Raw genomic sequence first — 19,154 nt, forward strand, 5'->3', positions numbered from 1 at the left:
CGTCAACTCTGTGATTGCCACACCGGACCACCCGCTTTCTACTGGTTGAGCACTGCTGCAGGATCTTCGCCACGGTTGTACGCCGAGACTGCGGCATCCCCCGCACTGACGTTCGGGTCGATGAAGTTGCCCTTGTCGTCGGTGAACTGGTCGAGGATCTCGTCGACATCCCTGACACCGAGCGCACGGAGCAGGAGACGCATGGTCTCGAGCGGTGGGAGCTTGCCGGTGGCGTCCGCATCGGTGATGGCTTTCACCAGCTGGTCGATGGGAGTGTCGTCGAGTTCCGGCCAAGTGAACGTGATCGTCCGATCCTCGTCATTGCCCAGAGACACTTCCCGTTGCTGCGTGTACGGATCGACGGACACGCCACCCTTGAGCGGCCCCTGCGGAGCGACGACAGCCTGGTCGATGACGTGGTTGAGGATCGCCCGATAAGTTTCCGTCCACACGTCACGACGGGACTGCATCGTCAACCGGGTGGGCTGGTTCAGGGTCTCAGCGACCGCCCTGGCGCCTGTCTGTCCAGGGTCGGACATGAGCGTCGTGACAGGGATCCCCAACGCTGCGGCGACCATCGTGGCCAGCGGCCGGCCCGATTCGGCGTCGATCGTGGCGCCGGTTTTCGGGACAGCCTCCAACTGTGTGCCCGCGTCCGCGCCGATGATGCCGCCAGCCTCGTTGAGGTTGTTGAGCTGGGAGCGCATCTGCTGGGCAGTGTTCTTCTTGCCCGACATTTTCCACGCGATCCGGGACAAAGCTTTGGTGAGTTTCGTCCAGTCGTCAAGGAAACCCGTGTACCCGCGGGCCCATGGCAGTGCCGGGTGGGCGTCCCCGAGTCCGAACTTACCCGTCCGGTTCACAGCCGTGTGATAGACGGCAGCAGACCAGTCGACCGGGTTGCCGTCGATGACGGGGAACTTCTTCGTCGGGTCGTAGTTCAATGCCGGGTACCAGACGGTGCGTTGCCTCGTGGTGACTCTTGATGTGCGTTCACCGATGGTGGTTTCGACGAAGTCGCGGCGGTAGAACCATGGTTCCGACCGGTCTTCGGGGTTCATGAGGATGTCGGTGACTTCGAGGGGGTCGAGGGTGCGCACGCGCACGAAGCCGGTCTTCGGGTCGGTGAAGAGGATCGTGTACATGTTGCCGTCGGTTGACAGCTGTTTCTCGAGTTCCTCATGGGCTTGAGCACCGGTGAACGCGGCACGATTGCCGCGGTCATCGAGGAATGCTTGCACGACGCTGTTGACGTCTTGAGTGCCCGACTCTCTCCCGTCGGCAGCCTGGACTCCGATTCCGCCGTTGCCGTGGATATATCCGGTGCGAACGGCGATGGCGCGGGCAATGAGGGGATTGGCTATGGCCATGACTCGGCACATTTGAGCGGAGCGTTTACGGCCCTCGGGCGTGAGGTCCTTTTCGGTTTCCTGGCCGATACGACTCCAGCCAGCGTCCTCCGAGAACATTCGTGACAACTGGTCGTAGGACTCTTCTAGCTTGAAGGCAAGCGTGTCGACTTCGCCCTTGAGCCGGTTCACTTCCGGGTCCACCGATTCTTGGAGGCCGAGCCAATTGCGAATACCCATGGGGCCTCCGTTCGTTAGAAGTAGCTGATTGGGATAGCGTCTTCGGCGAATTCCTCAGCGACGAGCTGGTCTTGATCAATGAGGTCATGCAGTAGCAGGTAGGACACGGCTTGTGAGAGGCCGTCGATCGTGTCGTCGTTCGCGGAGTTCGGGAACGCTTTCGCCTCACCCAACAGTTCGGTCACGTTCGGCAGCAGAGCCGCGTCGGGAAGGATGACGTTCTTGGAGAACACGAACGGGCTGATCGCGTTGGCGCGTGCCAGTTTTGACCCTTCCGGTTCGATGGGGATCATTCCCGGCACTGTCTTGGCGAGATTCGCCATCACGGCAGGACCGTTCGCTTTGTCTTCGATGATCTTCGCTGCGGCTTGTGGCCACTTCGCGGTCATGGATTTCACGGCTTCAACTGTTGCGTTGAAGTTCAATCGATCGCGGACTTGGTCGAGGAGGTACGCGTTGATACCCACGCGCAACCACACTTGCCCGACGACAAAGTCGGATCCGTTCGTGTCCTTGAACGTCATGTCCCACGACTGGATGAGCTCGTACCCGTTCTCGGTCAGACCGGGAATGATGCGTGAACCGTCGGGGCGCTCCACCCACATCGGCTGGGAATAGCGTGCCCATTCCTCTTCCGGCGGGAACACACCGCCACTGTCGGGAGTGGGCCGGCCCTGGAAGAGCGCAGCGAATGTGCGTGGCCCGGATTCTTTCTCCCGTTGCTCCCACTGGAGCCGGGAACGACCTCTGGCAGAGACCATGTATTCTCCGACCTCGCGTCCGAGCACATCGGTTTCACCCTTTTCGGGCCGGTGGTCGGCGCGGGCTGGAATGTTCAGGAATCGCCAGCGTGAGTCGTCCTGCTTTAGCAGCCTGCCGGCTAGGTCGTCGTCGTGCCACCGGGTGAGGATGACGACCACGGATGTTCCGGGTGCGAGTCGGGCGACCACGACGTCGGTGTACCAGTCCCACACGTTCTCTCGGTAGGTGGCACTGTCGGCTTCTTTGCGGTCCTTGATGGGGTCGTCGATGATGACGAGGTCTGCTGGCTGGCCGGAGCCGGATCCGCCGACTGAGGTTGAATACACGCCGCCGGGGTGGCCTTGGAGTCGCCAGTCTGAGACGGCACTGTTGCCGTCGGCGATCTGCAAGCCGAGCTCTGGGTGTTCGTGGATGGCGTTGCGGATGGCGCGACCGTTGCGTTCGGCGAGGCGTTGGGAGTATGAGGCGGAGAAGATCCGTGTGCCTTGGTTCTGGGTGAGTGCCCAGATGGGGAAGTCTTTCGCGGCCCGTGTGGATTTGCCTTCTTGGGGTGGCATGCTGATGATGAGGCGCGCATCCGGGGTGTTGTAGCAGTCAATGAGCGCCTGATCGATGAGGTCGAGCGCTGGCGTCTGGATGGTGTTGGGGGTGATGGCCTGGGCAATGTCGAGCGGAGAGTCCCAGGACGGTCCGGCTTGCGCTTCGAGTTTGTCTGCGAGCGCCGTCATCCAGTCAATGGACACGGCGCACCTCCATGAAGTTGATGCCGGTTTTGGGTGCGAGTTCCGGCAACTCGGCAACCGCAACGACCATCGGTAGCGAACGCCCGGCAGCTGGGGTTGGTTTGAGTGCCCGGTGGTTTGCGTACGCTGGCCCACCAGGCGAAGGCCTCTATGGACGGGGTCGCGCACCCCGCTAGCCCCAGTTGGTAACGCAGACCGGCCCTGCGGGTTTAAGTGCCCCTCGGAGCCAGCAGCAGCGCGTCTTCAACGAGGGGCGTGGGGACGCATTCCGCGGGTAGAAAAGTGACGAAACACCCCGGGAATGCGAAAGATGGACCGGTGCCCGTAGACACTTCGACCCATCTACCGCATAGCTAATCCCCTAACAGGCTTTTTGTCCAGATCGACACCCCGACTGTTGGGTTCGAGTGAGGACTTCTTCGAACCGGAACAGGAGAGGTGATTTAGGGCCAGGCCCTTTCCGTCCGACAGGATGGAGGCCTTCGTACTGACCGAGGGCACCGGCGGCCCGGTTGCGGTTGTCGACCTCGAGGAGCTTGAGGATCTTCTTCGCCGTGGTTTTGATGCCGTGGACTTGGGTGAGGACGAGGGCGCATTCTTTGGCGGTGAGGTCAACGTCGGCGATACCGGCTTTCAGGCGGTCTTGGCCTTGTTGTGGGGTGTAGGTGGTGCCGTCGATGATGACGCTGGCTTGGTCGTGGCGTGCGTAGACGGGGTGTCCGTTGTGCCAGCCGCAGAAGCGGCGGTCGTCGATGTGTCGGTTGAGTTCGTCGTGGATGGCCCGCATGTCGTGTTGGATTTCGGTGATGAAGTCGTCGAATGCGGGGTGGTGGGCCATCCAGTCGGCGTACCCGTAGATCCATGCGGCGATGGCTGTGGTTTCGTCTCGGCCGGTGTAGTTGTGGTGGCCTTCTTCGACGATGAGGAGTGCCCACGAGGTGAGGGTTTGTTTGAGGTTGTTGCGGGCGATGACCATGTTGTCGGTCATGGGTGATTTGGGTGCCGCGGCTCCTCCCCCGCTTTCAGACCCGCCGTAGGTGGGGACGGGTGCTGCGGGTTCGATGGTTTCGATGAGATCTGAGATTTGGTCGCAGAGGTTGCGGATCTGCTGGGCTGGGGATGGGTCAGTCATCGAACCTCCTTGACGGACTCGATGAGCACACTGTGCGACCAGAACTTCCGGAAGTCGTCGTACTTCGCCCCGAATGCGTCACGTAGCTTGTCCGTGGCCTCGTCAATGGTCGTGGCGAAGACCGATGCTGGTGTCGAGGTGACGTACTCGCGACCGTATGTGTCGCGTCTGCGCACGGTGCAGGTGAACTCATATCGGGGCGCGGAGGGGATGATCGGCTCTGGTCGTGGCGGCTGGAACATTCCCGGGGTGCAGAGGTCTTTAGGCATTGGGGCCCCTTTCAATGTAGGCGTGGTCGTTCCACACGTTGCCGCAGCAGTGGCAGTGGAACCCGACAGGAGGTAGCTCGACGCCGTCTGAGGCGTGCACGGGTTCACGGTGGTCATGGAGGCAGATGGGCCGGCTAATCGGCTCCGGGTCCATGAGCGTCTTCTCGTCGACGGTCTCGTGAGTGCAATCCTCGTGGCCGGGATTCATGCGTCCTCCTCGTGGCAGTCGCACCCGCAGTCGGCGAGCACGTCGTCCATGTCGTTCCAGGCCTGCCCGTCACACTTGTGACAGTTAGCGCCGCCCCGACAATCTGGGCTGAGGAATACCGGGGTCATGGTGTGTTCACTTTCTGTAGTCCGGTGATGTTCTCTTCGAGTCTTTCGGCGATCATGCTGGCCGCGTGGGTCCACAGCATGGCCCCGGTTGCGGCCATGTTTTCGGCTTGCTCGATCGCTTCGGTGGCGATGACTTCTTGGTGGTGGGCGATAGTCCACCCGTCCGGTGTTCGCCCGAGCCGGTCGTATTCGAGCGCGAGAAGTCCCGCTGCGCGTTGTACGCGTTGCCGTTGCGCCATGACTTGCTGGATGGTCATTTGCCACCTCCTGCGAGGTTGCGGAGGATCCGCGGGATCTCGGTGGCCGCGGTCTGCATCTGTTCGGGTGTGGCTTGGATGGCGGTGAGGAGGGATGTGAGGACGGTTTCGAACTGGGCACCCGTCTGCTCCGCCAGCTTGACTTGGCGTTCGTCGACGCCGGCCTTGAGTGTTTCGGCCGCGTACCGGGCGAGTTGGTCCTGCGCTTTGTGCAACAGCGTGTACACGACGTGCTGGCGGGCTTCCTCGGTGCGTTCGTACTGTTCCCCGAACTCCGGGTTGTCCTTGCCGACGACCTTCGTTTCGCCCCACCACAGGTCGCCATCGGTTTCGAGGAGTTCCACCTGATGCCTGAGCCATTCGACTTCGCCGGCTTTGGAGGCGACGAGGTCGAGGAGGGCCTGGGCGGGGTCTAGGTCTGTGTGGGGTGTGCCGAGCCTGCGGGCTACGCGGGCAAGTTTCTCCTGCTCGAGGTTGCGGGTAGCTGCGGCACGCGCCTTCTTCGATCCCCCGCCGTGGCGGAGGCACACGCGCAGGCCGCGGACGGGGTAGTTCTTGCACTGGTCGCCGCGCTTCTTCGACGTGGCTTGGCACTTCTCCGGATCCCAGCCGGTCTTGTCGACCATCAGAGTCCGCTTACTTCGGAGGTGACGTACACGGTCGCGTCGTTGGGTACCGAGTGGAGGTGGTCGCCGATGCGCAGCGTGCTGGTGTCGGTGGTGGATTCGAGGGTGATGGAGTGGAGTGTGCCGCTACGGCATCGGCCGAGGGCGGCGAGAGTCGGCAGGGTGACGGTCTTGCCGAGGTCGCTTGCGTTGAGGTGTCTGACGATCATGCACGAAGCTAAACCCCAGGCACGGGAGAGTTACCAGGGACGACACGCGATAGTCGGCGCGAAGTCTGATCGCTAAATGTCTCTCTCTGATCACGATCGGCAATGTGGATGGCAGTTGCGCACTTTACGTTGAGAACTACGTCTATGGTTGCACGTACTGGCAGGTCCGCCAGTGATCTTCAACGGAAAGTGAGATACCAATGACGGTTGACGAACAGCTCAAGCAAGAAGCTGCAGAAGCTCTACTTCGGGCGATTAAGGCAGCTGCCCCGCAAGCCCACTCAAGGTCCTCTGAGGGCCTGGAGTCACTTGCCCGGGCGTATGCGCTTGTCGCAACGGCCGAGAAGCTTGAGCCAGGGGAAGCGCAGATCCTCTAACTCCAGTGGAACACAGCATTTGCGCTGAATGAGGCCGGTGGGCAGATAGTCTCACATCTCTGTCTGCCACACTGGCGTCTATGGTTCCTGGCACTGTGCATGAGCTCTCCGAGCATGATCGGTTGATCCTCGATCTGGAGAAGACCACGCACACTCCTGCTGCGCGTGACGCCTTGTGCCGGCACATCGACTTACCCCCGGAAAAGTACGCTGTTGTGCTCGAGGGACTGGCGGATACGGACGCGGCCTACGGTTACGCCCCGGACGTTGTGGAACGGGTCAGGCGGTTGCGGGCGGAACGGTTCGCGTTCGAACGCCGGCAAGGCCGATGGAAAACGTTCATGCAGTAGACAGTCTGGACGAATCGCGTGTGTTGTGACGCTCGTCAATTTCACTCGAAGCCTGTGAGGATACGAAATCGCAACGATCTGTGGTGCGCCAATCTTCTAGCTGGGCAAAACTCTAGACTCGAGTAGCACACGGCTCTCTTCAGAGCAGGTCCGAGTCACTACCAGAGGTAGGTCAATTGAGAGAAGCGTTCAGGGCGTTTTACACACCATCCGACGAGGAGTTCGAACAAATTTGGTCGAAGGGCGTGCTCGTTCTCGACACAAACACGTTACTGAATTTTTTCAGGTACACGTCCAAGACTCGCGACGAGTTTCTAAGCGTACTAAGGCAGTTCAAGGACGCCCTTTGGATCCCTTATCAGGTTGGACTCGAGTTTCAACGCCGCCGCCTCGGTGTTATCCACGAGACGTCCATTGCGTTCGACAAGATCAATCAATCAATTGAAAAAGCTAAGAACGAAGTAACGAAAACCCTTAACGGATACAAGCACCATCCATCAATTAATCGCGCCGAGCTCCTAAACGACCTCGACGAATTGTTCACCTCATTCTCGGAGAAACTATCTACCAAGAAGCTAGAGCACGAAGAGAATATTACTCACGGGACCGTAGTAGAGCAGACGTTCCAGCAGATAACCGAACTCTTCAGTGGCCGCGTGGGGCCGGGGTTCGATGATGAATTTATCAAGCAAATACACGCTGAGGGGAAAGAGCGTTACGCGAAGGAGATACCACCTGGGTTTCAGGATGCCGGCAAGTCCGAGGAAAATAGATATGGCGATCTCCTAATATGGAAAGAGATGCTACTTGCTGGTTCCGAACGCAAGCGTCCCATGATATTTGTCACCGACGATGCGAAAAATGATTGGTGGTGGATCGAGCACGGCAAGACGCTCGGTCCAAGGGTTGAGCTAGTTGACGAGTACTGGAACGCCGCTGAGCAGAGAATCCACTTCTACGAGCCTCTTAAGTTTCTTCAATTCGCTAAAGAGCGAGCTCAACTTCCGATCAGCGCAGCTTCGCTCGAGGAGGTTGGTGAGGTTTCTAGCTCAAGCGGGAGAATTAAGCGAGTTCTGGAAGACCGACTCGAAAAATTGAACATTGAAAGAGATCGCACCGTTTCTCGTCTCGAACGGAGGCAGTCCAACTATGGAGACCCTGATATTAGGCACGACCTAATCCAAAGTCTCGAGATGCTTGATCGCGAACTCTCGAACGCTCAAGAGAGATCTGAGATCATAAACAGGCAGATCACATCATATGAAGAAAACCGTGACGGGTATAGCAACGCTTTTGAGCGCGACGCCGCGATCTATCAAGCAAAGGAGTTGTTCGCAGAGAGATCGGCACTGGAGGAACACCAGAATAGACTGAAGCAGCAACGCGAACAGCGCAGGCTTGAGCTTCAGGACACCTTCGGTGGCAACGACCGAATCGTTTCTGCCTACAAGAGACAACTAGACGAGCTGACCAGCGAGATTGATGAAGTACGGCTGGCACTAGAGGAGATCTACGAGTGATTCCTGGGTAATCGTTCTCCTGGTTCATCACTATCCGATGGTCCCTTCCAGCGCCGAATCGACAGCCTGAACAGTCGGGCACGGCCACGGGTATTCGTCCACGTCGATCATCGTATCTTTCTCTGGCACGCACCCGTTGCAGAACCGTCCGACCGGTTCGACCTCGCACAGCATGTCTCCGGTCCGCACGTCAGTGAACAGATGATGATTCTCCGGGTCGGCGCAGTCGTCAGCCCACTTGAACACGTCGCCCGGACTATGGACCTTGAGTACCGCGTTCAATGCGTCCAGGGCGCGAGGGAGATCAGTCAGTCCAAGGTCAATGGCTTCGACGGGTCGTATAGCTTCGCGTGCGCCATGGATGATTGCCCGTCGTTCCTCGACCCACGCCTTGATGTCAGCGGTCATTGGTCATCTCCTTCTGGATTGATTCGAGGCTGTCGCTGATCCTCACGAGTCTTCGCGAGTCGCAGTCGGGGCACCAGTACGAACTCCACTTAGTCCCTGCCTCCCGTTCGCACTCGAAACAGGTGCGCCCGGAAGGTTCCGCGCATACGTGCTCACCAGCCTCGGAACAAGGCGGGTGACCGGCAAGGTGTGGACCCCTCATGCTTCCTCCTCGATTCGGTCGGCGCGAAGCCTCAGCGCGGATTCCTCGCTCTGCATCGCTGCTCTTACGCCTCCGTACCATCCCGCCCACTTGTCTGCGGATTCAATAAGCGATGGTCCATTTGCCCTGGCGTTGAGGTCGTCTGCCGCTTCCCTCAGCGCATCCGCTTTGATCTTCGCGATCCCGCGTTCAGCGTCCGCTTTGGCTTCGTCGTAGTTTTCGCCGGCCTGTTCTTCCATGAGTCCGGCGTAGCAGTCGATCACCTCGGCCTCGTCGGGGGTGTACTTCTCAGTCATGCTCTGTCCCCTCCGAGTCGGTTGGTGATTGCGTCGATGATTCCGGCCGCCTGATCACTCATGCCCAGGTCGGCATACATGCGCACCACGTTCACGAGTGTCGCCGTCCGCTGCTCATGGGCGAGGGCGAGGGTGGCCTGCGCAACGGCCCACTCGCCGTCTCCCTCGGTGGCTCCCGGTTGATGTTGATGCAGCTCGGCGTACGGGTTGCCGGGCATTGAGGTGGTCACTTTGTCTCCCATGCTTCGATTCCATCCCCACCCACGAGACTTTTCCCAGCCCCGACACGCGGTTGGTGAGGTTCCGTTTCGGGCTCAATGGTTGGTGAGGTTCGGTGTGCCAAGACCAGTCGCCGGCGGGTGATGAGGTACTCGATGAGGCGGATCATCGGCCCTCCCAGCTTCCGCTGTCGGTGTAGTCGCTGCTGTCGAGGTCCCACGCTTCGCCGGTGGTCATGTCGAGCACTTGATCGTGGTTGCAGTTCGGGCAGCGCAACACGACCAGGGTGGTCTTTTGCCGGGCTGGTCTCTCGATGTCGCGGACGTATTCGCGGCCGCTTTTGGTGCGACGGACCTCTTCGACCACCTCGGTCTCGTCCCAGTGTGCGGCGACTTTGCCTCGGTTCGTATCCGGGTCTGCGAGTGATCCGCATTCCGTGCAGGCGCGTTCGTTGGTCGGTAGGTGGAAGTCGGCTGTCGTTGGGGATGGTGATTGCCATTGTCCCCATGTGACTTTGCGGCCATCCCATTTCGGCGGGAGGTCGTGGTCTTGGCCAGCGGCGGTGAACAGGTCCATGGTCATTCGCCTACCGCCAATGCACGAGCAGCGTCCATAGCCTCGGAGAGGGTGCTGGTGTAGTGATGACGGCCTCGCCAGTGGGCGCCGTACTGCGGGTACCCAATCGGCGTCGTCCAGCTCACCACTGCGGGCACCGGGTGAGTCCCACAGTGGGGCAGGCCCCGGCACACGTCCCGGTGCTTGTCGCGTTCGATCAACAGACGCATCTGGGCTTCATCGAGATAGCGATACCCCCAACTGACTCCTTCGCCGTCAATCACCGGCGAGCACCAAGAGGCGACAGTCTCCACGTAGTCCCATCCCCGCCCCCGCTTGTCCGTGTACCGGCCGGACGCGAGGATTTCGTCGACGGTGCTCATGCCGCTCCCCTGAGTGCGAGGATCCCCCGCCGGTACATCGACCAGGGTGTATCGCTTCGCAAGTAGTCGCCGTACTGCTCCGGCGTGAGCTGCCCGGACGCGATCGCTTTCGACAGCGCCTTCGTCGTGGCGAGCTCAGCTGCGGTGTCGGTCATGTCCGCACGTGACGGGACGATCGTCTCGACCTTCGCGAGACGCGCCCGGCGTTCGGTCTTGATGATGCGCAGGACATCAGCCGGCATCAGCCAGTCTCTCGTTTCTGAGTAGTGTTTCTTAACCGCGTGCTTGGCCTCAGCGAGCGTGTATGGAGCCAGGAGGTCGTACCAGGCGGCTGTGGTCTCTTCGTTGAAGTTGCGGTTGTCGTAGGCGCTGATGAGGGCCAGGAGGGTGCCTGTCTCGGTGAGTCTCATAGCAGTTCTCCTTGGATGGTTGCGGCTTGTTGTTCTTCGATGCGGCGTAGGTTTTCGATGACGGCTCGGTGTTGGTCCATGCGTTCATCGGCTCGGTTGCGGGCTGGTCCCCGCTCGGATGGTCGACCACTTGGTCGTGGTCCGAACTTGAGGGCATTGTTCAGCCAGGTGTGGAATCCGCGTGACCAGTCGACGAACGTTTTGCCGTTGGCGATGGCGTGGTCTCGGAAGTTCTCCGCCTCAGCGTGGAGGTCGATCCCGAGCTCGGCTGCTTTCGCCTCGTGCGATTCGTTCGGTGCCCAGCCGTCGGGGATCCGAGTCTTGCGGCCGGCGGGGGCGGGTTTGCGGGTGTCCCCTGCTGGGGGACTTACAGGGGGTTTATTACTTACCTCTGTCTCTGACTCTGTCTCTATCTCTGCTACGTTTTTGCTAAGCAAATTGCTTGACTGTTTGCTAGGCGTTTTGCTTGGCATGGGCTTAGCATTTTGCTTCTTCGCTCTGCCGCCTTTTCGTCCCGCCTCGGCTCTGACCTGGCGTTTTGCTTCGATCTCTTGTTTTGTCTCCTGCATGTCTGCGAATCCGTGGAGCAGGTAGTCGCCGGAGTCGAGTTCGAGCAGTGAGGGCGCTTCGGAATCATTTGCTAGCAGTTCGTTAAGCGCTTGCTGTGGCCATCGCTTAGCAATTTGCTTAGCAATTTGCCCGTCGGTCATGTACTTGCGTGAGTAGAGGATCATCTCGACGTGGGCGCGGAATGCTTCGTCGGATAGGACAGCGATCTTCGGGTGGTCGGCGTAGTCGAGCGAGAGGCGTGCGAACAGACCTTCGAGTCGTGCCATTGTCATTCCCTCCCTGGTCGTGGTGGGAGCAGTCCGAGGGCTTCGAGGACGTCTCGTGCCTCGTGGGCGGGCAGCCATGATTGGACGACTGCGGTGGCTTGTCGGCGTTCGTGTGGGGTGTTGTTGAGTTTCTCGAGCGGGTAGGTGCTGAGGCTGGCGCCGGCGGGGTTCGCGTACCCGATGCTGTTGGTCATGCTGCAGCCTGCGCTTTCGCTGAGGTGATGTACTTGTCGAGGAGGTCTGGCCTGAGTCCGGTCCAGTGTTCTGTGTGCCCGTCGGGGAAGACTGCGTACACGACGGGTGCGGATTTGTAGCCGAGGTCGCGGGTGACGAACCGGTGCGCATCGAGGTCAGTGGAGAGGTCGACGGGCGTGTAGAGGATGCCGTCGCGTTCGAGGATGTGCTTTGTCATGCGGCATTGGGCGCATGCTGGGGTTGAGTAGACGGTGATGGCCATGGTGGTCTCCTTGGTCAGAATGGGACGTGTTGCGAAATGAACTTCAGGTGGATGCGGTACCGGTCTTTGTCCGGTGCTTTGGGTCCGCGGCGGTAGTCGGGGCCGAGGACGTGTCGGCTGTCGTCGTCGGGCCATGCGCCGGCGTCGGTGAGACCGTCCAAACATGCTTTGACTGCGAGTGATGCATTGCCTGGGTCGGCTCGGCCGCCTGTGCGGAATCCGATCTCGGCGATGACGATCACGGGTGTCGGGAGGACGAGTTTCTGCTGCTTGGCTGTGAAGCGTGCGAGTTGCCGAATGTGCTTCGTGCGTTTCGCTTTGTCTGCCCAGTGCAGGCGGTCGTTGTCCGAGATCCAGTACGCCTTGTGCACGTCGATGGTGAAGTCGGTCATGCCGCGGTCTCCATGTACCGCCGGTACTTCCGGGGCGCCCGGCACCGTTCGATGTACTCCTGCCCGTCATCGGTGAGCGCATATCCTGCAACCTCAGCCCGAGTGATCGGATCCTCAGCACGCTCCGGTACCGGTTCCGGCTCAGGGCCCATGCCAGCCTCGAACAGGATCGCCTCAGCGAACGTGCGACTGATCTTCACCGACCCGCTGCTCACCGCCCGCCATATGGTGCGCGGGGTGACGCTGAGACGGCGTGCCAGTTCCTCCTGCGAATGCTTTTCGCTCAGTTCTTCGAGCGTTGCCCTGTACGGGGCGACAGGGACATACCGGGAGTTCTGTTTCATGCTGCTACTCCAAGTGATTCGGCGCAGGCGGCCACGAGGTCGCGTGCGGCTGGTGGTGTGACGGCGTTCCCGGCGAGGCGCACCTGGTCACGCTTCGTGCCGAGCATCTGATATTCGGCGGGGAATGCCATGGCGCGGGAGATTTCCTGCGGCGACAGCATCCGGAACGAGCAGTCCTCGATGTTTGGGATCTCCGAGGTGACGATCGCGTGATGATTCCCTGACGCTGTGGCCGTCGATAGGGGTTCGGAGGCTGGTCGAGCGTCCGATGATCCGCCGCGCAATTCCGCGATGAAAGGCGGGAACGTGACACCCTTCGATGCGGTGGTGTGCATCGTCTTCGTGACCTCAGTGTCGGGCCACACCCGGTAGTAGCCGTCCGGACGCCCGTAAGCCCGATGCTTCGGATCAGTGGCGTCGTATGTGTTGCCAGCCGCTTCGACTTGCAACGAGGTTGGGAACGCAATACCGGTCTCATTTCGGGTGGTTTGCGTGCGCAGCGCCTCGGCCGCCGATCGCGCTTCCTTGCCCATACGCCCCTCGACGGGGACAAGCAGGGAGGCATGCAGGCCGCCCGCGACCATCGTCGGCGCGACTTCACGCACTGACGTCGAGCGAGTCGAGTCCGAGCCGGACACGTTGTTGACAACGAGAGGGTCGATCTCGGTCCCGGACCAGTATCGGTCGATGCCAGCCTGGATCCGCTTCATCGTCTTCACTGCCAGCGGGCGGGATCGGTCTCCGATGCGCTGCCCGAGGACATCCCAGTTGATGATCGACGAGGCGGGCACCCACTCGGGCACGACTTCACGGCCACGGCACGATGTGTGTGGGCACCGGAACACGTACTGCGATTTGTACCGGCCCCAGCGTTTCGTTCCCTTGAACATCTTGATCGCATCAACCCGGCCGTGCTCGGGGCACCAGGCGGGTGGGCACTGGATGCGGTGCAGGTCCGGTTTCTTATTCCCCTTCCGCCAGAACACGGCATAGAACCGGTCCCGCGACTGCGGCGCCGCGTCGCCATGCGCCCAGGCGTGCATCGAGTTCATGTACACGACCTCGTGGGCATAGCCGAGCGAGTCCATGGCTTCGAGCCATGCACCGTAGGGTGCCCAGCGTGCGACGTCGACGACGTTCTCCACGATGACGATCGAGTACCGGTGCGCTTCGGTGAACCGGGGCACGTCCCACATGGTCGCCCTCGATCGTTCGGCGGCCGCGTTCGGCATCTGGTTGAACAGGTCGGGGGCAATGTCGCGGGCCCCGCCCTTCGCGATCGAATGGTTCGTGCACTCCGGGGACGCCCACAGGATGTCGGTCTTCGGGTAGTAGCGGGGGTCGATCTGCGACAGGTCAGCGCAAACATGTCCGGTGTCGGGGTGGTTCGCTTCGTGGGTGTCGACGGCGAGTTGCCAGTGGTTCGAGGCGACGCGCACCTGCACGCCAGGGACTTGCACGGCGCCGGTTGAGGATCCGCCTGCGCCACAAAACAGGTCGGTGAGGGTCAGCATTGTGGTTTCTCCATGAGGTTGAAAAACTCCTGCGGGAGTTCGGGTTGATTGCCGTCGAATGCTTCGATCGTTTCCGCGTATTCGAGCAGCTGGGAGTAGTCGACGATCTCGGTTGGGTGGATGTGGATTGTCAGCGACGATCGGTCTGCGTCGTGAGGTTGCCGGGCGACTCTCGCTCTCGTAACGCGACGGTCGAATGCTTCGCCGGCTGTCACATTCGCCTGCTGAGTGATGCCGACGGTTTCGCGCCCGCCGGGATGCCGTGTCGTGATTTTGATGAAGCTCATGCCGCTCGTCTTTTCTCTCGTTCGTATTCGCGACGGTGTTTGAGGCGGTGGATTTCGCGGTCGTCGTCGCAGTGGGGTGATTTCGTGATGACGGGTGAACCGCAGTCGGGGCAGATCTTCCCGGGATCGAGTTGGGCACGCTGGGCTACGGTGAGGCCGCCGCGGATCCCGAATCGTTCGGTTGCGGGTTTGCCGCGTTCCTCCTCGAGAGCCGTGCTGGCGCAGACTGCTCTCAGTGGGCAGTCCCAGCAGAGGCGCACGCCGGCGGCCGCCCGGTCGGGAGTGGAGGGGAAGAACAATTCGTCTGCCACCTCCGCCCCCAACTGGGCACACACCGCGCCCTCCCAGTCGTCCGAGAAGCGGTCAGAAGGGAGGTTCATCCGTGCCGCCTTGTTGCCCCTGCTGCGGGTTTTGGCCCCAACCGCTTCCCTGCTGGGACTGCTGCTGGTGGTGGGCACCGAAGTTTCCGCAGGACTGCTGAACGCTGAAGCCTCCGCCGCCGCCTTGGGTCTTTGTGACCACGGCAGTCGCACGGCGCAGGGACGGTCCCACCTCGTCGACGTCGAGTTCCATGACGGTGCGCTTCTCGCCGTCCTTCGTCTCGAACGAGCGCGACTTGAGGCGGCCCTGCACGATGACGCGGGTTCCGCGTTGGAGGGATTCCGCACTGTTCTCGCCGAGCTCTCTCCATGCCGAGCATCGGAGGAAGAGAGTCTCGCCGTCGATGAACTCGTTGCGTTGCCGGTCGAAGATCCGCGGTGTTGAGGCCACGGTGAAGTTCGAGACTGCGGCACCGTTCGGGGTGAAGCGGAGCTCCGGATCGCTCGTGAGGTTTCCGATGATGGTGATGACTGTTTCGCCTGCCATGGTCAGGCCACCTCTCCCTGGATCTCACCGTCAGCGTCAACGAGTTCACCTTCGACATATTCGTCATCGTTCGGGAACGGTTCATCCTGCACCTGCTGGGGTGCCGGCGACTGCGGGGGCGCTGCCGGAGGCTGAGGGCGGACGGGTTCTTCTGCGGCCACGTCACGTTCTGCCCGCAACTGTTCTCGCACGTACTCGGACGATGTGGGCACCCACTTGGCAAGGTCGTGCGCGGCCGTCTTGGCCCACATGGCTGCGGGGTCGTTCATCCACGGCGAGTACTTCGAATCCGCGCCCTGTGAGGATGCTTTCGCCCGTTTGATGCGTTCCTGATTGACGATGACAACCTTGGACACGGCACCGTCTTTCATCAGTGCGTAGGCGTATGCGAGCCTCAGTTCTCCGCGGTCGCTGGCCATCCAGTCGATTTCATGGATCGGCCTGGAGTCACGACCGGGTACGTAGTCGAACTTGTCGTTCGCGTGCACAGTCTCGACGATCACGGACGACACGGCGCCTGCGCGGTACATGAGCTCGATCTCACCCTGGTAGCCGGTGATGCCAAGGATCTCGTTGCGGCCCTTGTTCTTTCGCGGGGTGAGGTAGTACTCCTCCGTCCCCGGCTGGAGTCCCTTCTGCGCCGCCTCGGACAATGCGTTGATGAGTGTGTGCGGCGACTCAGCGGCGGCCTGCAACAGTTGCGGGTTGCGGCGGATTGAGGCGAGCGCTGAGGACATCCAGCCCGCGCCCTTCTCCTGCAGGTGGCTGGGGAGGGTGGAGACGAGTTCACCCTTGTATGCCTTCATAGTCTGCTGGACTGCCTGCACCATGCTGGTGCCGGGATTCTGCTGGTTCATGCTGCTGCACTTCCTTCTGTGATTGCGGTGGATTCGGTGAAGTCGATCGATTTGAGGCTGGGCGGGAACACGACGTACGGTGTGCCGTCGCCGCGTGCTTGCCTGCGGGCGATCTTGTGTCCCTCGAACATCGCGTCCTTAGCGGTGCCCATGAGGTCAGTGAGTTGGGTCTTCAGGAGGTTCGTGCGCCGTTCCAGTGATTCCTTGTCGAGCACTGCGTCCTGCGCGGCGAGCGCGAGTCTGAACGGCACTTCCACCTCTTCGAGTTCGATTTCCGGGTGGAGGTAGCGGATGGCGACATAGGTTTCCATGTGCCCGTCGAGAGCATCAATAGACGGTTTCTCGCCGGCCCACAGGGACTCCATGAACACACGCCCCTCCCCCACCAGGCGGGCGAAATAGTCGGCGTTGAACTCGATCCGATACGCCTTGAACTGCAGGCCAGAGAACAGCGCCGCGACGTGGCAGACCTCGAGCCCGAAAACGCCGAGCTGCCAGATCACCTGGTCGTAGTAGTACGGCGGGATCTCGTCAGTGCCCTCTTCGCCCCACTCCCACGAGTTGTTCGCAGTCTTGGCTTCGAGGAGTTCAGGCTCGCGGCCGTCTCCGTAGCGGACGATCCGGTCAGGTGTTGCGGCCACCCATTCCCACAGTGGGTGCCGGTACATGGGCGAGCGGTAGAGTTTCGCGTCCGGGTGTTTCGATGCCCACCATTCGCAGACTGCCGGTTCAAGAAGGGTTCCTCGCTGCAGCTCGTCGTTCTCGACCTGCGCGGGAACGGTGCCGTTCATGCGGTGCCACAGCGAGAACCACGATTCGTACGGCGAGTGACCCATGACGGCCGCGATTTTGCTGGCGGTCATGTACTTCATCCACCGGTTGGAACCAGGGTCGATGTAGCCGACGCGTTTACCGGTGATGCCTTTCATGATTCGTCCTTTTCCTTGTGACACCAACAGCCGCAACCGCCGAACGTGTTGTCGTAGCAACTTCCGTCAGCCATGAAGGTGCGGCATACTTCCTCACTCATTCGTCGTCCTCTTCTTCAGGGCACCCGTAGGTGCAGGGGATTGTGTCTGCCAGGTGCCATGGGTCGAAGTTGCCTTCATAGGTCCGGTAGCAGGACTGGCATTCGTAGACGGCCTGCACTCCGTCATCGGGATCACGGCTGATGGCTCGGGCTCTTAGGAGGTCCACGGTGTCGACTCCTTCGTGATGGCGACGAGGGCTGCGAATGCGGTGAGCATGGTGAGCAGACCCAGGCCGTTGAGGGTGATGGTTTGGGTGTAGCTGTAGAAGTACGCGGCCATCGAGGTCACGAGGAACGGTGCGTACAGCCAGGCGATGCGGCGCCGGCGGTGGATGGGGAGGCGACTCATTGTCAGAACCCCCTATCCCACAGGTATTCCTGGTAGTCCGCGTCCAAGTGCTCTTGTTCCTCAGAGATCCCGTACTCCTCGAAGTACTCCTCCTCGCGTTCTTCTCGCTTTCGCCAGTATTCGATCGTGCTCGACGGCACGTCTGGCTCGGAGAGAACTCCCAGCACCCCAGGAACCAGACCTCTTGCCACTGCTGACTTGGCGCCCACGTTGTATTTGTCGTAGTAGCCGGTCTTGTTGCGGATTCGAGCTCGCCTCTCACCCTCGGCTGATCGCACAGGCCACTTCGCAGTGCGGTGTCCCGTCGCTTCTCGGTGGTTCTTGGCTGCGCCCTCGTCGGTAAGCATTGGATTGCAGCCAACGGTCAGGCAGCGCTGTCGGTTCGGACGCTTCTTCATGCCGCACCCCGATCGAGTCGGAACGCCGCACCACGGTCGTGTTCGTGCTGTTGTTCGAGCAGTGCGTCCTCGACGTCGTTGAGGAACTGTTCCCCGGCGCCGTCGGCGAGGACACCGGTGACCTGTTTGCCTTTGACGGTGAGGAACTCGACGTGGAGTTCACCGTCAATGCAGTTGACGGTCGCGGTCTTCGCGTTGAAGTGCATCATGCTGCGGCTCCTTTCGTTTCGTGCCGGTCGAGCCATGCGTCGACAGCAGACTGGCGTGTACCTCTGGCGCGAGGTCTCCATGACGTGCCGACTTCGATCCATGCGGGTACTCGATCTCCGCCGTCGCCGCGGTCGAGGGCCCGGTCTGCTTGCAGTTGGTAGACGCTGTAGCCGATCTGCTCGGCCACTTCTTTGTCAGTGAGGAGGGCAGCCATGGGCGTTTCCTTTCTGGGTGCTGCGATGGTGGTTGCGTGCCTGCCGGTAGTCCGCCCACCCGGCGAGGGCGAGTGCCCCGAGCCCGGTGAGGACAAGTCCCGTGGCGGTGAGTGCGAGAATCAGGGCGTTCATGACGCTCTCCTTGCTTCTGCGACGGCGGCGTCCACTCGCGCTTCCCACTTCTTCTGACGGGCGGCATGGCCTCGTCGGCGGATGGTGTCGATTTGGTCTTGCAGGATGCGGATCGCGTGCTCTTCGCATTCGCCGCAGCCGGCGTGGTCATCGATGACGGACTGCACGGTGCCTCCCGCGACGACGGGGATGCAGTCCCCGCAGTCGAAGGCGACGGCGTTCATGCCGCTACCTCCTGCATCCTTGTTGCCTGCCAGATGCGGTTGGGGTTCGCGTGGCGTGAAGCGCGGGATGGTTTGCAGTAGCCAACCGCGACGATGAGGCCGCGACGTGACGCTCCAGCGATGAGTGCCGGGAGCAAGTTCGGCTTCATGAACATCGCCCGTTCGACGATCTCGTTGTCGATGAACGCCTCCCGGACGTCGTCTGCGGTGAAGGTACGGCCAGATTTGATGTACTCGTCGATGACGTTCCGGATCTGGTCGCCCGCATTGACTTTGACGGCGTCGTTGGCGATAACGATCTTCTGCCCTGCGCTGGCGAGGTCATCGCCGGAGGGGCTGATATTCTGGATCATGTGTTCGGTCCTTTCTGGATCGCCGGCCCTCAGCTGCTAGACCCAG

At 61.1% G+C, this 19,154-nt stretch carries 34 protein-coding genes; 2 read left to right on the plus strand and 32 right to left on the minus strand.

The features are described from left to right. Positions 1 to 38 precede the first annotated feature (38 nt). The 7 genes from QYM46_RS13035 to QYM46_RS13065 form a co-directional block, all read right to left on the minus strand. The gene (locus tag QYM46_RS13035) at positions 39 to 1,370 is read right to left on the minus strand and encodes a hypothetical protein (RefSeq protein ID WP_432789251.1); all 1,332 of its coding nucleotides are present in this window, start codon (positions 1,368 to 1,370) and stop codon (positions 39 to 41) included. A 233-nt stretch (positions 1,371 to 1,603) separates the two neighbouring features. Beyond that, positions 1,604 to 3,094, minus strand: a complete 1,491-nt coding sequence (terL, locus tag QYM46_RS13040; RefSeq protein WP_432789252.1) for a phage terminase large subunit — start codon at positions 3,092 to 3,094, stop codon at positions 1,604 to 1,606. Positions 3,095 to 3,455: 361 nt separating this feature from the next. Beyond that, complete coding sequence (locus tag QYM46_RS13045; protein WP_432789253.1) at positions 3,456 to 4,226, minus strand: hypothetical protein; 771 nt, start codon at positions 4,224 to 4,226, stop codon at positions 3,456 to 3,458. Beyond that, positions 4,223 to 4,495, minus strand: a complete 273-nt coding sequence (locus QYM46_RS13050) for a hypothetical protein (RefSeq protein WP_432789254.1) — start codon at positions 4,493 to 4,495, stop codon at positions 4,223 to 4,225. The genes QYM46_RS13045 and QYM46_RS13050 overlap by 4 nt, the downstream gene beginning before the upstream one ends. A 332-nt stretch (positions 4,496 to 4,827) precedes the next feature. Continuing rightward, on the minus strand, positions 4,828 to 5,088 hold the full coding sequence (locus QYM46_RS13055) for a hypothetical protein (RefSeq protein WP_432789255.1): 261 nt from the start codon (positions 5,086 to 5,088) through the stop codon (positions 4,828 to 4,830). After that, a complete protein-coding gene (locus tag QYM46_RS13060) occupies positions 5,085 to 5,714 on the minus strand; it encodes a hypothetical protein (protein WP_432789256.1) in 630 nt (209 codons plus the stop codon). The genes QYM46_RS13055 and QYM46_RS13060 overlap by 4 nt, the downstream gene beginning before the upstream one ends. Then, complete coding sequence (locus QYM46_RS13065) at positions 5,714 to 5,923, minus strand: hypothetical protein (RefSeq protein WP_432789258.1); 210 nt, start codon at positions 5,921 to 5,923, stop codon at positions 5,714 to 5,716. The genes QYM46_RS13060 and QYM46_RS13065 overlap by 1 nt, the downstream gene beginning before the upstream one ends. Positions 5,924 to 6,380: 457 nt before the next feature. Between QYM46_RS13065 and QYM46_RS13070 the strand changes: the two genes are divergently transcribed. Continuing rightward, complete coding sequence (locus QYM46_RS13070; protein WP_432789259.1) at positions 6,381 to 6,650, plus strand: DUF3263 domain-containing protein; 270 nt, start codon at positions 6,381 to 6,383, stop codon at positions 6,648 to 6,650. A gap of 176 nt (positions 6,651 to 6,826) precedes the next feature. Continuing rightward, a complete protein-coding gene (locus tag QYM46_RS13075) occupies positions 6,827 to 8,170 on the plus strand; it encodes a PIN-like domain-containing protein (RefSeq protein WP_432789260.1) in 1,344 nt (447 codons plus the stop codon). Positions 8,171 to 8,200: 30 nt separating this feature from the next. On the opposite strand, the gene QYM46_RS13080 is transcribed toward QYM46_RS13075, so the two are convergent. From QYM46_RS13080 to QYM46_RS13200, 25 genes are all read right to left on the minus strand, one after another. Beyond that, positions 8,201 to 8,578, minus strand: coding sequence for a hypothetical protein (locus tag QYM46_RS13080; RefSeq protein WP_432789261.1), 378 nt, complete (start codon positions 8,576 to 8,578; stop codon positions 8,201 to 8,203). A 198-nt stretch (positions 8,579 to 8,776) separates the two neighbouring features. Continuing rightward, entirely contained in the window at positions 8,777 to 9,076 is a 300-nt protein-coding gene (locus tag QYM46_RS13085) for a hypothetical protein (protein WP_432789262.1), read from the minus strand. Next, entirely contained in the window at positions 9,073 to 9,318 is a 246-nt protein-coding gene (locus QYM46_RS13090; protein ID WP_432789263.1) for a hypothetical protein, read from the minus strand. Before QYM46_RS13090 ends, QYM46_RS13085 begins: the two co-directional genes overlap by 4 nt. 142 nt (positions 9,319 to 9,460) lie before the next feature. Further along, positions 9,461 to 9,871 carry a hypothetical protein gene (locus tag QYM46_RS13095; RefSeq protein ID WP_432789264.1) on the minus strand — a complete coding sequence of 137 codons (411 nt, stop codon included), beginning with the start codon at positions 9,869 to 9,871 and terminating at the stop codon, positions 9,461 to 9,463. A gap of 2 nt (positions 9,872 to 9,873) precedes the next feature. Next, positions 9,874 to 10,233, minus strand: a complete 360-nt coding sequence (locus QYM46_RS13100) for a hypothetical protein (protein WP_432789265.1) — start codon at positions 10,231 to 10,233, stop codon at positions 9,874 to 9,876. Next, positions 10,230 to 10,643, minus strand: coding sequence for a hypothetical protein (locus QYM46_RS13105; RefSeq protein WP_432789266.1), 414 nt, complete (start codon positions 10,641 to 10,643; stop codon positions 10,230 to 10,232). Before QYM46_RS13105 ends, QYM46_RS13100 begins: the two co-directional genes overlap by 4 nt. Then, a complete protein-coding gene (locus QYM46_RS13110; protein WP_432789267.1) occupies positions 10,640 to 11,479 on the minus strand; it encodes a hypothetical protein in 840 nt (279 codons plus the stop codon). Before QYM46_RS13110 ends, QYM46_RS13105 begins: the two co-directional genes overlap by 4 nt. Positions 11,480 to 11,481: 2 nt before the next feature. Next, positions 11,482 to 11,673 carry a hypothetical protein gene (locus QYM46_RS13115; RefSeq protein WP_432789268.1) on the minus strand — a complete coding sequence of 64 codons (192 nt, stop codon included), beginning with the start codon at positions 11,671 to 11,673 and terminating at the stop codon, positions 11,482 to 11,484. After that, complete coding sequence (locus QYM46_RS13120; RefSeq protein WP_432789269.1) at positions 11,670 to 11,936, minus strand: glutaredoxin family protein; 267 nt, start codon at positions 11,934 to 11,936, stop codon at positions 11,670 to 11,672. Before QYM46_RS13120 ends, QYM46_RS13115 begins: the two co-directional genes overlap by 4 nt. A 14-nt stretch (positions 11,937 to 11,950) precedes the next feature. Continuing rightward, positions 11,951 to 12,328, minus strand: a complete 378-nt coding sequence (locus QYM46_RS13125; protein ID WP_432789270.1) for a hypothetical protein — start codon at positions 12,326 to 12,328, stop codon at positions 11,951 to 11,953. Further along, entirely contained in the window at positions 12,325 to 12,672 is a 348-nt protein-coding gene (locus QYM46_RS13130; RefSeq protein ID WP_432789271.1) for a hypothetical protein, read from the minus strand. The genes QYM46_RS13125 and QYM46_RS13130 overlap by 4 nt, the downstream gene beginning before the upstream one ends. Then, the gene (locus tag QYM46_RS13135; protein ID WP_432789272.1) at positions 12,669 to 14,186 is read right to left on the minus strand and encodes a DNA cytosine methyltransferase; all 1,518 of its coding nucleotides are present in this window, start codon (positions 14,184 to 14,186) and stop codon (positions 12,669 to 12,671) included. Before QYM46_RS13135 ends, QYM46_RS13130 begins: the two co-directional genes overlap by 4 nt. Continuing rightward, positions 14,180 to 14,473 carry a hypothetical protein gene (locus QYM46_RS13140; RefSeq protein ID WP_432789273.1) on the minus strand — a complete coding sequence of 98 codons (294 nt, stop codon included), beginning with the start codon at positions 14,471 to 14,473 and terminating at the stop codon, positions 14,180 to 14,182. Before QYM46_RS13140 ends, QYM46_RS13135 begins: the two co-directional genes overlap by 7 nt. Next, the gene (locus tag QYM46_RS13145) at positions 14,470 to 14,853 is read right to left on the minus strand and encodes a WhiB family transcriptional regulator (protein ID WP_432789274.1); all 384 of its coding nucleotides are present in this window, start codon (positions 14,851 to 14,853) and stop codon (positions 14,470 to 14,472) included. The genes QYM46_RS13140 and QYM46_RS13145 overlap by 4 nt, the downstream gene beginning before the upstream one ends. Then, on the minus strand, positions 14,837 to 15,340 hold the full coding sequence (locus QYM46_RS13150; protein WP_432789275.1) for a single-stranded DNA-binding protein: 504 nt from the start codon (positions 15,338 to 15,340) through the stop codon (positions 14,837 to 14,839). Before QYM46_RS13150 ends, QYM46_RS13145 begins: the two co-directional genes overlap by 17 nt. Positions 15,341 to 15,342: 2 nt before the next feature. Next, complete coding sequence (locus tag QYM46_RS13155; RefSeq protein WP_432789276.1) at positions 15,343 to 16,197, minus strand: recombinase RecT; 855 nt, start codon at positions 16,195 to 16,197, stop codon at positions 15,343 to 15,345. After that, positions 16,194 to 17,126 (minus strand): YqaJ viral recombinase family protein, encoded by a 933-nt coding sequence (locus QYM46_RS13160; protein WP_432789277.1) that lies wholly within the window; start codon positions 17,124 to 17,126, stop codon positions 16,194 to 16,196. The genes QYM46_RS13155 and QYM46_RS13160 overlap by 4 nt, the downstream gene beginning before the upstream one ends. A gap of 97 nt (positions 17,127 to 17,223) precedes the next feature. Next, a complete protein-coding gene (locus tag QYM46_RS13165) occupies positions 17,224 to 17,394 on the minus strand; it encodes a hypothetical protein (protein ID WP_432789278.1) in 171 nt (56 codons plus the stop codon). Next, positions 17,382 to 17,576, minus strand: a complete 195-nt coding sequence (locus QYM46_RS13170; RefSeq protein ID WP_432789279.1) for a hypothetical protein — start codon at positions 17,574 to 17,576, stop codon at positions 17,382 to 17,384. The genes QYM46_RS13165 and QYM46_RS13170 overlap by 13 nt, the downstream gene beginning before the upstream one ends. A 2-nt stretch (positions 17,577 to 17,578) precedes the next feature. Further along, entirely contained in the window at positions 17,579 to 17,974 is a 396-nt protein-coding gene (locus QYM46_RS13175) for a hypothetical protein (protein WP_432789280.1), read from the minus strand. Beyond that, a complete protein-coding gene (locus tag QYM46_RS13180; protein WP_432789281.1) occupies positions 17,971 to 18,183 on the minus strand; it encodes a hypothetical protein in 213 nt (70 codons plus the stop codon). Before QYM46_RS13180 ends, QYM46_RS13175 begins: the two co-directional genes overlap by 4 nt. Then, on the minus strand, positions 18,180 to 18,398 hold the full coding sequence (locus QYM46_RS13185; protein WP_172170960.1) for a hypothetical protein: 219 nt from the start codon (positions 18,396 to 18,398) through the stop codon (positions 18,180 to 18,182). The genes QYM46_RS13180 and QYM46_RS13185 overlap by 4 nt, the downstream gene beginning before the upstream one ends. Further along, positions 18,379 to 18,531, minus strand: a complete 153-nt coding sequence (locus QYM46_RS13190) for a hypothetical protein (RefSeq protein WP_432789282.1) — start codon at positions 18,529 to 18,531, stop codon at positions 18,379 to 18,381. The genes QYM46_RS13185 and QYM46_RS13190 overlap by 20 nt, the downstream gene beginning before the upstream one ends. After that, positions 18,528 to 18,755, minus strand: coding sequence for a hypothetical protein (locus QYM46_RS13195; RefSeq protein WP_432789283.1), 228 nt, complete (start codon positions 18,753 to 18,755; stop codon positions 18,528 to 18,530). The genes QYM46_RS13190 and QYM46_RS13195 overlap by 4 nt, the downstream gene beginning before the upstream one ends. Beyond that, complete coding sequence (locus QYM46_RS13200; RefSeq protein ID WP_432789284.1) at positions 18,752 to 19,108, minus strand: hypothetical protein; 357 nt, start codon at positions 19,106 to 19,108, stop codon at positions 18,752 to 18,754. The genes QYM46_RS13195 and QYM46_RS13200 overlap by 4 nt, the downstream gene beginning before the upstream one ends. Between the last annotated feature and the right edge of the window lie 46 nt (positions 19,109 to 19,154).

The organism is Brevibacterium sp. K11IcPPYGO002, assembly GCF_050920635.1.
In the GTDB taxonomy this organism is placed as follows: Bacteria; Actinomycetota; Actinomycetes; order Actinomycetales; family Brevibacteriaceae; genus Brevibacterium.